Source organism: Streptomyces inhibens, assembly GCF_022221585.1.
GTDB lineage: Bacteria > Actinomycetota > Actinomycetes > Streptomycetales > Streptomycetaceae > Streptomyces > Streptomyces inhibens.
This window is the reverse complement of record NZ_CP084681.1, coordinates 1,099,781-1,112,978: the sequence shown is the minus strand read 5'-3', so window position 1 is coordinate 1,112,978 and position 13,198 is coordinate 1,099,781. Positions and strand designations below refer to the sequence as shown.

Here is a 13,198-nt window from a genome sequence, read left to right as displayed (position 1 = left end):
CCTCCACCACACACTCCGCGGTCACCGGACCGCGCCGCCGCTCAGGACGCCGAGAAGGCCTTCTCCATCTGTGCGGCGGCCTTGCGGTAGACCGCCTGCAGATCGAGGTCCTTGCCGGGGTAGTTGGCGATGTCCACCTGCTTGGCGCCGGATCCGGGCAGCACGGTCCCGGTCGACATGTTCTCGTTGTCGAGGACGAACTGCGGCTTCTTCGCGGTCAGTTCGGACAGCTGCCCAGCGGTCACCGCTTCCGGACCGTACGTTCCCACCAGCCGAGCCCCCGCCAGCTCGGCGGCCCAGGTGGTGAACATCTGCGCCGTCACCGCGGGAGCCTTCCCGCCGGGCCAGGTGGCCTTCACCTGCTTGGCGAGGGTGTCCCACTCCTTGGTCAGCGACGCGTTCCACCGGGCGGCCGCCTTCTGGGTGCCGAACGCCTTCCCCAGCCGGGTCACATTCGCGGACGTCTTCGCGGGCGCGTTGTCGAGTTCGAGCTCGATCATCTCGGCCTTGGATCCCGCCGCCTCCTTGATGCGTCCGGCGAAGGGTTCGAAGGGCGAGTAGAGGACGAAGTCGGCGTCGGCCACCGCGGTCAGATCGGTCGGCTTGAGGTCGTAGTCCGGCGCATGCCGGATCGACGGCGGGACGATCGAGGTGACGTTCTTGGCCCCGGCCGCCTTGGCCAGTGCCGCCTCCCAGCTGGTGGTGGCGACCACCACCGGGCCGGCCGAGGCCGATCCGGACTTGCCCCCCGGCTTGTCCGCCGAGGTCTTCCCGGAGTCGCCGCATCCGGCGATCAGCAGTAGTCCCGCGGTCAGTGCGGCGAGGGGACGGACGAGGACGCGGACACGCGCCATGAGGAGGTTCTCCGTTCGGGTACGAGATGAGCCACGAGGGCGACGGCCCCCGCGACGAGAACAAGGACCGGGCCGGGTGGCAGGTCCCAGGCGAGAGCGGCGAGAAAACCGACCACGTTCACCACGAGGCCGATGCCGCTCGCCCACAACGTGATCGACAGCAGGGAGCGTCCGATGCGGCGGGCGGCGAGGGCCGGCAGCAGGGTGAGGGCGTCCACCAGCAGGGCTCCGGTCAGCCGGATCGCCCCGGCCACCGCGACGGCCACCAGGACCAGCAGCAGCACGGTCAGCCGCTGGACCGCCACGCCGGAACACCACGCCAGTTCCCGGTCGTGCAGCAGCAGCGCCAGATCGCGACGGCGCCAGACGAACAGCGCGGGCACCAGCACGGCCAGCACCGCCAGTACGGCGAGGTCGGCCGGCCGCACCGCCAGAATCGAGCCCCACAGCAGCGCGAAGGCACCGTTCGCATTCACCCCGGACAGCGCCAGCATCAGCAGCGCGGCAGCGATGGCCAGACTCATCAGCAGGCCCATCGCCCCCGACAGACCGTCGGGGGTACGGGCCAGCGGCGCGACCCCGGCGCCCGCCAGCGCACAGGCCAGCAGCGCACACAACACCGGGTCCACACCCAGCAGTTGACCCAGCGCGATACCCAGCAACGCGACATGCATCATCGCGAACCGCACCGGCATGATGTCCAGACCGACGATCACCACGCCCACCACGGGCAGCCCCAGGGCCGACAGCAGCAGACCGGCCCCGGCGCGCTGCACAGGGACCAGCTGCAGCAACTGACCCACCTGGTCGAGCGCGTTCACCGCACCTCCCGCAGCCGTCCGGCGGCCATCTCCAGCGTCCGGTCGCAGCGCGCCGCCATCGCCCGGTCGTGCGTCACCACGACAACCGTCACCGGCAGGCTCGTCAGGACCTCGGCGGCTTCTTCCTGCCCCTCGAAGTCCAGCGCCGCCGTCGGCTCGTCGGCGAGCAGCACCCCCGCCCCGGCGGCCACACAGCCCACCGCCCGCGCCAGGTGCATCCGTTGCAACTGCCCGCCCGACAGCGAGCTCAGCGGACGGTCCGCCAGCTCGCCCACCCTCAGCCGTCCGGCCGCCTCCCCGGCCGCCGTCGGCGCGCCACTGCTCGCCAGCAACTCCCGTGCCAGCAAAGGGAAACGCCCCGCGGCCGGCCGCTGCGGAATCCATGCGCACGCCCGCCGGCGCCAGGCCCATTCCGCCGCGGTACGGCTGCCCCGCCCGCCGACCAGGATCTGCCCGTCGACCTGCCGGTGCAGCCCGAGCACCGCACGCAGCAGCGTCGTCTTGCCCGACCCGTTCGTCCCGGTCAGCGCGATCCGTTCACCGGCGCCCACGCTCAGATCGACCCCGGCCACCGCCTCCAGACGGCCGTGCCGGCACACCACGTCGCGAAAATGTAGGTCGAGCCCACCTGACCTGCTCATCCGCCCGGCCGCCGGGGGCCGGGCCCGCTCGTTGCTCTGCTCCACGGTCGAGTAGTCGGATCGACGGGCCGTTGAGTTCCCGGCAGGATCCATCGGGTCGGGCGAGGGGCGTGCGTCCAGGTCAACAGCATGATGGGTACGATTTCCAGCCGCTGCCGGCCTATGCCGGTCCACGCAACGTACGCCGGCCCGTGCCGGCGTTTTACGGGGGTTTTCACTTGTTCGGAATCGTCAGGCCCTGCACCCACCGCCTGTCCCAAGGGCTCAAGGCGGAGTGGATGGCCCATTTGTGCGGTCTCTGTCTCGCGCTGCGCGGCGATCACGGGCAGTTCGCCCGGGTCGTCACGAACTACGACGGCCTGATCGTCTCCGTCCTGACGGATGCTCAATCCGCCCATGCGGCGGACGGCCGCCGCACCGCCGGGCCCTGCCCGCTGCGCGGGATGCGGACCGCTTCGGTGGCGAAGGGGGAAGGCGCACGGCTCGCGGCATCGGTGTCCCTGGTGCTCGCCTCGGCGAAGATACGTGACCATGTCGCCGACCGGAACGGACTGCTGCGCCGCCGGCCCATGGCGGCCGCCGCGCGCAAGGTCGCCGCGGGCTGGGACCGGGCCGGGGCGCGCACCGGCGCCACGCTCGGCTTCGACACCGCCGTGCTCGTCGACGCGGTCGACCGGCAGGTGGGCATCGAGCAGCTGGCCGGCCCCGGCACACCGCTGACGGTCATCACCGAACCGACCGAGACGGCCACCGCCGCGGCCTTCGCCCACACCGCGGTGCTGGCGGGCCGCCCGGGCAACGCCGTACCCCTGGCCGAGGCCGGCCGGTTCTTCGGACGGCTGGCCCACCTCCTGGACGCCGTGGAGGACCGCGCGTCGGACGCCGCCGAGGGCGCCTGGAACCCGCTCACCGCCACCGGCGCCACCACCGCACAGGCACGCCGGCTGTGCGACGACGCACTGCACGGCATCCGACTCGCGCTGCGCGATGTGGAGTTCACCGACTCCGCCCTGGTGCATGTGCTGCTGGTGCACGAACTGCGGCGGTCGGTGGACCGCGCCTTCGGTACGGCCACCTGCGCCCACCAGGGGTACGGGGCGCCGGGGCCGTACGACGGCCAGGGCGGCAACCCGTACGGGAACGGATACGGCCAGCCTCCTCAGTACGGCGGCCCGTACGCGCATGGTCAGCAGCCGCTGAACAGCCCGCAGCACCCGTACGGCGGCGGCCCCGTACCGCCCGGCGGTCCGGGCGGCGGCCACGGTGGCGGCTCGGGCGGCGGGGGCGGCGGAATGCCGCACTTCCCCCCTCAGCCGAAGAAGCCCCGCGGTTTCCTCGCCGGCTGCGCGGTCGCCATCGGGCTGTGCTGCACCTGCAAGCTCTGCTGCGCGGAGGAGTACGAGGGGCCGTGGTCGCGCAAGAAGCGCGAGGGGTGCTGCCGGGACTGCGACTGCTGCGACAGTTGTGATTGCTGCGACTGCTGTAGCTGCTGCGACTGCTGATCGCCGGCCGGGGCGGGTGCGGACGCCGCGCCGGCCGCGACCGGCGAACTCGGACTGTCGAACTCAGCTGCCGAACTTGGAGTGCCGAACTGAGGTGTGTCGTACGGCTCTTGGGGCACGGGAGGGGGCCTTGACCGGTCCAGGTGCGCTGGCTAGCTTATTTGGAGCCAAACGGTTGGGGGTGCGGGCATGCCCCGTCGTCGGCGACCGGCACTGACCTGAGGAGCCCCCATGGATCTGCGCCACTGGCTCGAAGCGGCCGTGACGTCCCACGAGGACTGGGCCGGCGGCTTCGGCCAGTTCTCCCCGCATCCGTCACTGAGGGTCGATGACGCACGGTTCGCCGCCGCGTTCGAGACGTTCGCCGAGCGCCTCAAGGACAACTACCCGTTCTTCCACCCCCGTTACGCCGGACAGATGCTCAAGCCGCCGCACCCCGCGGCCGTCGTCGGATACCTCACCGCGATGCTGATCAACCCCAACAACCACGCACTGGACGGCGGCCCGGCCACGGCGCAGATGGAGCGCGAGGCCGTCCAGCAGCTCGCCACGATGTTCGGCTACGACACACACCTGGGGCACCTCACCACCAGCGGCACCATCGCCAACCTCGAGGCGCTCTTCGTGGCACGTGAGCTCCACCCCCGCGACGGCATCGCCTTCAGCACCGAGGCCCACTACACCCACGGCCGCATGTGCCGGGTCCTCGGCGTGGAAGGCCACCCGGTTCCGGTGGACGACGACGGCCGGATGGAGCTCGACGCGCTGGAGAATCTGCTGCGGACGGAGCGCATCGGCACCGTCGTACTCACCGCCGGCACGACCGCGCTCGGCGCCGTCGAACCCCTCCACGAGGCGCTGGCGCTGCGCGAGCGGTACGGCGTCCGCATCCATGTCGACGCCGCCTACGGAGGGTTCTTCACCCTCCTCGCCGGCGCGGACGGCCCCGAGGGCCTGCCCAAGGCCCCGTGGCGGGCGATATCCGAGTGCGACTCGATCGTGGTCGATCCGCACAAGCACGGGCTCCAGCCCTACGGATGCGGCGCGGTCCTCTTCCGCGATCCGTCCGTCGGCCGCTTCTATCTGCACGACTCGCCGTACACCTACTTCACCTCCGAGGAGCTGCACCTCGGGGAGATCAGCCTGGAATGCTCCCGGGCGGGCGCGGCCGCAGCCGCCCTGTGGCTCACCTTCCAGCTGCTGCCACCCACCCCGGACGGCCTGGGACAGGCCCTCGCCGCCGGACGCCGTGCCGCGATCCACTGGGCCCAACTGATCGAGGAATCGGAGCACCTGGAGCTCTACCAGGCCCCGGAACTCGACATCGTCAGCTACTTCCCGGTGACCGAACCGCGCACCCTGTCCCGTCTCGACGAGGCCTCCGGCCGGATCCTGCAAGCCGGTATGGCCGACACCGACGACCCGGTGTTCCTGAGCACCCTCCGCATCGGGGCCGACCGGCTGACCACCCGCCACCCGAAGCTCACCGCCGACACCGACGGCGCCCGGGTCCTGCGCAGCGTCCTCATGAAGCCCGAATCCGAGGGGTATGTGGAGCACTTGCACCGCCGCCTGGAGCAGCTGGCTCGCGCTTGAAGGAAGAACCGGGGCGGCCATGGCACCGTGCCGTGGCCGCCCCGTTCGGTCAGGCGCCCGGCGGGACCCGCGACGGGCGGCCGGATCCGCGGGTGAGCTGGTAGCCCGCGATGCCCGCGAGGGCGGCGAGGATGCCGCCCGCCGCCGTCCAGAGCCAGCGGTCGGACCACCGGCCGGAGGACCAGCCGCCGTCCGGCTCGTGCGCGGCCGCCGTCTTTCCGGGGGGCGTGCTCGCGTCGGCCTGGGGTGTTGCGGTGGAGGCGCCGGGCACCAGGGGAGCGGCGAGAGCGCCGTCCACGGCGTGGGCGCCACCCGTGTCGGCCGTCGAGGCCCTGACCTCGGCGCGCACCGGCAGGCCCAGGTCTTCCTGCGGCAGATCGACGACGGTCAGGCGTATGTAGTAGCTGCCCGGCAGCGGGTCGTTCGCCCAGGGTTCCGCCCAGGAGCGGACCGTACGCAGGGTGCAGGACAGCTCGACCGAACCGGCGTCCTTGGCCGCCGCCTTGGTCTGGGCGCCGTACGTGCACGCCTGGCGGCGGCGCAGCCCGTCATAGACGTCGAGTTGCCAGGTGGCCGAGCCGTGCCGGGCGGACTCCGGCAGCGTCACCTTGGCCTTGACCGTGGCGCGCTGTCCCGCGTCCACGGGCAGCACCCAGTAGAGGTAGTCGCCGGTGGAGGCGCCGGCGGTGGCCGGCTGGTCCGGTTTGATGGCGGTCGCGGTACGGAAAGAGGTACCGGCCTCGGTCGGGCCGGCCGCATCCGCACTCGCGCTCGGGCTCGGTGTATCGGTGTCGGCGAGGGCCGTTCCCGTCATGGCGAAGAGGCCGGCGCCCGCCAGGACAGCGGTCATCAGTGTGCGTACGATGCGCATCAGTTGGTCCTCCAGACGGTCACGCGCCAACGGGAGATCCAGCCCCACACGAGACCGGCGAGCAGCCCGGTGAGCACCAGCGCGCCCAGCAGCCACCAGCCGTGTCCGAGGCCGAAGGAGGCCGCGTCGGAGGCGTCGTCGGGCCCGTCCACCAGGTCGATGGTCAGCTCGACGGGCAGGCCCGGGTCGGTCTTGACCGAGGCGGGTGCCGAGAAGGAGTTGCTGACCTGTAGGCAGACGGTCTCCGCCGTGGGCTTGCCGTCCCCGTCGGCGTCTTCGAGCGGCGCTTTGGGATAGCGCAGCCCGGAAGAGATCACATCCGTACGGCCGTCGCCGGCCTCGGAGCCGCGGACGATCTCCCGGCCGTGCACGGTCGAGGCCCGCAGCAGGACGCCGTAGTCGTTGTTGACCGCGCGGTCGGCCGCGATACTCACCGAGGCGCGCAGCTCCTGGCCGGCCGGTACCTCCACCCGGTACCAGCGGTGCTCGGCGAACTTCTCACGGTCGCTGTAGAGACCGGGCTTGAGCGTTGGAGCCTTGGCGCACTGCTGGGCGCCCTCGGTCGCCACCGGAGTGACGACGGGATCGGCGGCCCGGTCCACCAACTGGTGTACGCGATCGCGGAGTTCCTTGGTGTGCTGCACGGAGGTGTAGGTGCCGCCGGTGGCCTCGGCGATACAGCTCAGCTGGCTACGGGTCTTGGCGTCGGGCAGCAGCCCGAGGGTGTCGATGGTGAGATGGATGCCTCGGGCGGCGATGTCCCGGGCCACCTGGCAGGGGTCGAGCGGGGCGCAGGTGTCCTCGCCGTCCGTGATGAGGACGATCCGGCGGGTCGCGTTGCCGCCCTTGAGGTCGTCGGCCGCGCCGAGCAGGGCGGGGCCGATGGGAGTCCAGCCGGTCGGGGTGAGCGTGGCCACCGCGGTCTTCGCCTCGGTGCGGTCGAGCGGACCGACCGGGTAGAGCTGCCGGGTGTCCTTGCAGCCGACCTTGCGGTCCTCGCCCCGGTAGTTGGCGCCAAGGGTACGTATGCCGAGCTGGACGTCGTCCGGTACGGCGTCCAGCACCTCGTTGAAGGCCTGTTTCGCCGCGGCCATCCGGCTCTGCCCGTCGATGTCCCGTGCCCGCATCGAGCCGCTGACATCGAGCGTCAACTCGACCTTGGGGGAAGACTTCGCATCCGGTTCATCGGCGGCGACGGCGGGTGTGGGAAGAAGCGCGACGGTCATCGCGGCGAGCAGCCCGCACACCCCGGCCGCCAGCCGTTTTCTTGTGATCATCGCCGGATCGTATTGAGAAAACCTCCGCGCTCCAAAACGCTCCTCGGTACGCGCATCGAGCGGGGTGACGTGGGGTGACGGGTCGCCTCCCGCACTGCCGCCGTCACCCGGTGACAACCGCCGTGGTGCGAAGTGGTTGCCCTGTCTACAACGGTCTTCTTGGGTAGCGTTGTTTAGAGACATGAGCATGGCCGTCTGAGATAGGAGCGGTAGCCATGAGCAAGGGAATGACGCTCGAATTCAGGACCTACCGCGCCGTGGCCGACGCACGCCGGGCCGAGACTCTGGCCAACACGACGTCGCCCTTCACCATCGAGGTGCGTTTCCTCGGTGGCCTCACGGACAGCCAACAGGACGTGTTCGCCGCGGCCGCCGAGCGCTGGACCGACGTCATCGTGGGCGATCTGGAAACCGCGGTCGTCGGAAACGATGTCGTCGACGATGTGCTGATCGAGGCCGAAGGCGTTCCGATCGACGAGGCATTCGGCATTCTGGGAATGGCCGGGCCCACCGATATCCGAGGCGATTCGGCGGCCTCGGGGGCAGGTCTCCCCGCCAAGGGCATCATGCGGTTCGACACGGCGGATCTGGCCCGTATGGAGGACGACGGCACGATCAACGACGTCATCGCGCACGAGATGGGCCATGTGCTGGGCATCGGTTCCATCTGGAGCGAACTCGGACTTCTCAAGCATTTCCCCGGCACCAATCCGACCTTCGTCGGACCCGGCGCCATGCGGGAGTTCGGCACGCTCGTCGGATCCGAGGGAGCGGAGCCGGTGCCGGTCGCCAATGTCGGCGGAGAAGGAAGCGCCGGGAGCCATTGGCGCGAAGCGGTGTTCGGGATGGAATTGATGTCTCCGCAGATCGGTGAAGCGGGTAACCCCATGAGCCGGTTGACGGTGGCAAGCCTCGGAGACCTCGGGTACGAGGTCGATATGGACGCGGCCGAACCCTATGAACTCCCCGACTTCCTCAAGGCGGCACGGGCCGGCAACGGCATGCCGCACACCGCTCCGAACGGGCGGGGCATGATGCTGCCGACATTGCCGACCCGGGTGCGGCCCGGAAGGCCGTAGCCCCGTCGGTACGTCGGTAGGTCGTATTGCGGAGTCCCATGGCCCCGGTGTCAGGTCAGCCTCGGTGCATGTCTGCCCCGGTGTCAGGTCGCGGTGAGAATCAGCGCGGCCTGATCGTCGGGTGTGGAGTCACCCGCGAAAGCGGTGACCGCGGCCGTGACCGCATCGATGAGGTCGGCGGATGTGGGGGACGACGTGGGGGCGGCGAGGGTCCGGGGGGCGACAAGGGCAGCGGCCAAGCGGTCGTCGTCGAAGAACTCGCCGTCGGCGGAGCGGGCCTCGGTGATGCCGTCGGTGACCAGCACCAGACTGTCGCCCGGATACAGATGGACGCGGCACGGGGCGTCGTTGAACTCGCGGTCGATGCCCAGGAGCCCGCCCGGGTGGGCGAGTTCTTCGACCGTGCCGCCGCCGCGGCGCACGAGCGGGGGTACATGGCCGGCGCGCATCAGGTCCACGGTGAGGTGGGATGCGGTGCGCCGTAGTTCGCCGTAGACGAGCGAGACGAAGTAGTCCGCGCCGACGAAGTAGTCCTGGCCGGGGGTGCTCTCGGTCAGTGCGTCGTTGATGGCGGCGACGACGGCCGCCGGATCGTTCAGGAGACGGGCGGCGGCGCGCGCGGTGTGGCGGACCATACCGGTGGTGGTGGCGGCCCGCGCCCCGCGCCCGCACACATCGCCGATCATGAGCGCCCAGCGGTCGTCGGCGAGCGGGAAGACGTCATAGAAGTCGCCCCCGACGTCGAGCCCTTCGCCGGCGGGGTGGTAGGACGCGGCCAGATCGACGCCGGGAATCCTGGGTAGTTCGGGAGGCAGCAGACCGGCCTGCAGATCGCGGGCGAGCCGGACGCGGTCGGTGAACTGGTGGGCGTTGTCCGCGCTGGAAGCGGCCCGGCGGGCGAGCTCCTCGGCGAGGGCGATGACATGGTCGTCCAGGGGCCGGTCGGTGGCCAGGAGGGTCAGTACGCCGAAGGTGCGGCCGCGGGTGGTCAGCGGCACGCACACATAACCGGTGGCGCCGGGCCGCGGGCCGCTGCCGCCGGGAGCGGCGTCGGTGTCGTACGTCTCGGTGGTGCCGGCGGCCAGGACACGAGCAACCGCCCGGTCGACCTTGTCACGTGTCCCGGGGGTGGTGAGGAGGTCCTCCGCGGCCCGGTCGGCTGCGGCCACGGCGATCCGCCGGGTCCGGCCGTCCTCGACGACATGGACGAGGCACAGGGGCGCCAAGGTGGGCACGGTCAGTCGGGCCATGCATTGCAGGCAGTCGAAGTAGTGCGGCTCGCGCGTGATGGCGGTGCTGGCGTCCAGCACGAAGGCCAAGTCCTCACGGGCGGCCTTCTCCCGCTCCCGCGCGGCGTGGCCTTCCTCCACGGCGCGGTGGCGTTCGATGGCCAGGGCGGCGGTGCGGGTGAACGCGGCGCTGAGTGCCAGGTCCTTGTCCTCGGGTGCCTTGGGCGTGCGGTGGTACATCGCGAAGGTGCCCAGCAGCTGACCGTCCGTGTCCAGGATCGGCGTGGACCAGCACGCCGCGACCCCGGCCTGCCGCGCCAGGTCCCGGTAGCCGTCCCACCGGGGGTCGGTGGCGATATCGGTGACGATCACCGGCGCGCGCAGATAGGCGGCCGTTCCGCACGAGCCCACACCGTCACCGATGGCGACCCCGTCGATCGCCTCGTTGTAGAAGGCGGGCAGGCTCGCGCCGGTGCCGTGCCGCAGGTGGAGGCCGTCGGGGTCGGCGAGCAGCACCGAGACGATGGTTTCCGGGGCCAGCTCCTCGATGGCCCGGGCCATGCCGCTCAGGATCTCGGGCAGCGGGGCGTCCCGCGCGATCTGCTCCAGCAGAATGCGCTGCTCGGCGGCGAGGAGCTGGGCGTGGTGGTACGCGGTGGTCTCCGCCGCGATCACGATCACCCCGTCGACCTGGCCGACCGCGTTGCGCCGGGGCTCGTAGGTGAAGTCGAAGAACCCCTCCCGCTCGGCCCCCGACGCGCCGAGCACCAGCCGCCCGCCCCGGGCCCGGTACGCGGTGCCGGTCCGGTAGACCTCGTCCAGCCGGTCGAGAACGCCCTGCGGACCCAGCTCCGGTGCCAGCTCTCCGATCGGTACGCCGGTACGGCTGCGGTCGTCGCCGAACACCTCGAAGAACGCCGGATTCGCTGCCTCCAGCACATGTCCGGGACCGCTCAGCGCAGCGAAGATCACCGGAGCCTGATCGAACAGGTCCTCGTACTCCTCGCTCCGCAGGGCCACGGGCCTGGGGTGGGCGGTGGCCGAGCCGAGGCGGTCGGACTGTAGGGACATGACAGGCCGCCCTCTCTGGCATGCGTCGAACGCGCTGTCGAGTCCTCCCCCCACTCTGACACACCGTCCTACGGATTCCGAAGATGTTAAATGTTGAATTAAATGTGGGCGGCTGCCCGTTGGACGCCCCCTGCGCTCGCCGCGGCAACCGGGTGCGCGCCCACGCGTCGAAGACACGAACGCGGCGTGCCGACGCAGCACCACGGCGACGAGGTCCGGATTACGTACGCTGACCTGGCCGTCTCGTCGATGGCTGGATGCTTTCGCGCCACGACAGGAGCGCACGATGGCCCCCTCCGCCCCCGCGGACTCTTCCCTGGCCGCAGCACGCCATCGCCTGCGGGCATGGATGCTGGAGGGCCTGGCCGACATGGCCAAGCACCACCCCGGTCCGCACGCCGGGCCGCAGAGCGCCCACCGGGGGCAGCGGTGGTGGCGGGTGATGTGCCTGACGGGCGTGGACTACTTCTCCACCCTCGGCTATCAGCCGGGCATCGCCGCCCTGGCCGCCGGGCTGCTGTCGCCGATCGCCACCATCGTGCTGGTCATCGTGACGCTCGCCGGCGCGCTGCCCGTGTACCGCAGGGTGGCGAAGGAGAGCCCGCACGGCCAGGGTTCCATCGCGATGCTGGAGCGGCTGCTGTCCTTCTGGAAGGGCAAGCTGTTCGTACTGACCCTGCTGGGCTTCGCCGCCACCGACTTCCTCATCACCATCACCCTGTCGGCCGCCGACGCCGCCACCCACCTCGTGGAAAACCCGCACGTCAGCAGCGCCCTGCACAACCAGCAGCTGGTCATCACCCTGATCCTGGTCGCGCTGCTGGGCGCGGTGTTCCTCAAGGGGTTCCTGGAGGCGATCGGGGTGGCGGTCGCCCTGGTGGGCCTCTACCTGGCGCTCAACGTGGCCGTGGTCGTCGTCGGACTGTGGCACGTGGCCACCGCGCCGCATGTCGTGGCCGACTGGTCCCATGCGCTGACCACCGAGCACGGCAACGCGCTGGCGATGGTTGGAGTGGCGCTGCTGGTCTTCCCGAAGCTGGCGCTGGGCCTGTCCGGGTTCGAGACCGGCGTGGCGGTCATGCCGCACATCGAGGGCGACCCCGACGACACCGAAGCGCGCCCCACGGGGCGGATCCGGGGCGCGAAGAAGCTGCTCACCACCTCTGCCGTGATCATGAGCGTGTTCCTGATCGTCACCAGCTTCATCACGACCCTGCTCATCCCGGAGGACGCGTTCAAACCGGGCGGCACGGCCAACGGGCGCGCCCTCGCCTACCTGGCCCACGACTACCTGGGCTCCGCCTTCGGCACCGTCTACGACATCTCCACCATCGCCATCCTGTGGTTCGCCGGCGCCTCGGCCATGGCCGGCCTGCTGAATCTGATGCCGCAATACCTGCCGCGCTACGGCATGGCGCCCCACTGGGCGCGGGCGGTGCGCCCGATGGTGCTGGTCTTCACCCTGGTCGCCTTCCTGGTGACCTGGATCTTCAACGCCGATGTGGACGCCCAGGGCGGCGCCTACGCCACCGGCGTACTGGTCCTGATCAGCTCCGCGGCGATCGCGGTGACCATCGCCGCCCGGCGCGCCCGGGAACGCGGCTGGTCGATCGGCTTCGCCGTGATCTCCGTGGTGTTCCTCTACACGACCATCGCGAACGTCATCGAACGCCCCGACGGTGTGAAGATCGGCGCCTGCTTCATCGCCGGCATCATCCTGCTGTCGTTCCTCTCCCGCGTCGCCCGGGCTTTCGAGCTGCGCGTGACCAGCGTGGTGCTCGACGACATGGCCGAGCGGTTCATCCGCGACATCGCCCACCGCAAGGTCCGGCTCATCGCCAACGAGCCCGACCAGCGCGATCTGGCCGAGTACCGGGACAAGCTCCAGCAGATCTGCACGGACAACGACCTCCCGGCCGCGGACGACTTCATCTTCGTCGAGGTCACCGTCGGCGACCCCTCCGAATTCGAGAGCGAGCTACGGGTACGCGGCGAGGTGCTGCATGGCCGCTACCGTGTGCTCTGTCTGGAGAGCTCCACCATCTCCAACGCGCTGGCCGCCCTGCTGCTGCACGTGCGGGACGTCACCGGAGCGCAGCCGCACATCTACTTCGAGTGGACCGAAGGCAACCCCTTCGCCCAGTTCCTCCGGTTCTTCCTCTTCGGCCAGGGCGAGGTCGCCCCCGTCACCCGCGAGGTCCTCCGCGAAGCCGAACCCGACCGGGCCCGCCGGCCCAGGGTCCACGTCGGCTGACGG

10 protein-coding genes are annotated in these 13,198 nt (G+C 70.8%); 4 read left to right on the top strand and 6 right to left on the bottom strand.

Translation table 11 applies throughout. The features are described 5' to 3' along the window. Nucleotides 1-41: 41 nt before the first annotated feature. From KI385_RS05305 to KI385_RS05295, 3 genes are read right to left on the bottom strand one after another with little or no spacing between them, the layout of a single operon-like run. Complete coding sequence (locus tag KI385_RS05305) at nt 42-854, bottom strand: TroA family protein (protein WP_238571059.1); 813 nt, start codon at nt 852-854, stop codon at nt 42-44. Beyond that, on the bottom strand, nt 812-1,675 hold the full coding sequence (locus KI385_RS05300) for a metal ABC transporter permease (protein WP_238571058.1): 864 nt from the start codon (nt 1,673-1,675) through the stop codon (nt 812-814). Before KI385_RS05300 ends, KI385_RS05305 begins: the two co-directional genes overlap by 43 nt. Next, on the bottom strand, nt 1,672-2,316 hold the full coding sequence (locus KI385_RS05295) for an ATP-binding cassette domain-containing protein (RefSeq protein ID WP_238577571.1): 645 nt from the start codon (nt 2,314-2,316) through the stop codon (nt 1,672-1,674). The genes KI385_RS05300 and KI385_RS05295 overlap by 4 nt, the downstream gene beginning before the upstream one ends. A gap of 218 nt (nt 2,317-2,534) precedes the next feature. Between KI385_RS05295 and KI385_RS05290 the strand changes: the two genes are divergently transcribed. Both KI385_RS05290 and KI385_RS05285 read left to right on the top strand, forming a co-directional pair. Continuing rightward, on the top strand, nt 2,535-3,818 hold the full coding sequence (locus KI385_RS05290) for a DUF5685 family protein (RefSeq protein ID WP_238571057.1): 1,284 nt from the start codon (nt 2,535-2,537) through the stop codon (nt 3,816-3,818). A 231-nt stretch (nt 3,819-4,049) separates the two neighbouring features. After that, the gene (locus KI385_RS05285) at nt 4,050-5,414 is read left to right on the top strand and encodes a pyridoxal phosphate-dependent decarboxylase family protein (protein WP_238571056.1); all 1,365 of its coding nucleotides are present in this window, start codon (nt 4,050-4,052) and stop codon (nt 5,412-5,414) included. A 49-nt stretch (nt 5,415-5,463) separates the two neighbouring features. On the opposite strand, the gene KI385_RS05280 is transcribed toward KI385_RS05285, so the two are convergent. Both KI385_RS05280 and KI385_RS05275 read right to left on the bottom strand, forming a co-directional pair. Continuing rightward, nucleotides 5,464-6,285 carry a hypothetical protein gene (locus KI385_RS05280; RefSeq protein WP_238571055.1) on the bottom strand — a complete coding sequence of 274 codons (822 nt, stop codon included), beginning with the start codon at nt 6,283-6,285 and terminating at the stop codon, nt 5,464-5,466. Beyond that, complete coding sequence (locus KI385_RS05275; protein WP_238571054.1) at nt 6,285-7,562, bottom strand: VWA domain-containing protein; 1,278 nt, start codon at nt 7,560-7,562, stop codon at nt 6,285-6,287. The genes KI385_RS05280 and KI385_RS05275 overlap by 1 nt, the downstream gene beginning before the upstream one ends. 215 nt (nt 7,563-7,777) lie before the next feature. Between KI385_RS05275 and KI385_RS05270 the strand changes: the two genes are divergently transcribed. Next, the gene (locus KI385_RS05270) at nt 7,778-8,641 is read left to right on the top strand and encodes a leishmanolysin-related zinc metalloendopeptidase (RefSeq protein WP_238571053.1); all 864 of its coding nucleotides are present in this window, start codon (nt 7,778-7,780) and stop codon (nt 8,639-8,641) included. 83 nt (nt 8,642-8,724) lie between these two features. Here the strand turns inward: KI385_RS05270 and KI385_RS05265 are convergent, their stop codons facing one another. Continuing rightward, a complete protein-coding gene (locus KI385_RS05265) occupies nt 8,725-10,941 on the bottom strand; it encodes a SpoIIE family protein phosphatase (protein ID WP_238571052.1) in 2,217 nt (738 codons plus the stop codon). Nucleotides 10,942-11,227: 286 nt separating this feature from the next. Here KI385_RS05265 and KI385_RS05260 point away from each other — a divergent pair, with 286 nt between their 5' ends. Then, nucleotides 11,228-13,195 carry an APC family permease gene (locus tag KI385_RS05260; RefSeq protein ID WP_238571051.1) on the top strand — a complete coding sequence of 656 codons (1,968 nt, stop codon included), beginning with the start codon at nt 11,228-11,230 and terminating at the stop codon, nt 13,193-13,195. Nucleotides 13,196-13,198 lie beyond the last annotated feature (3 nt).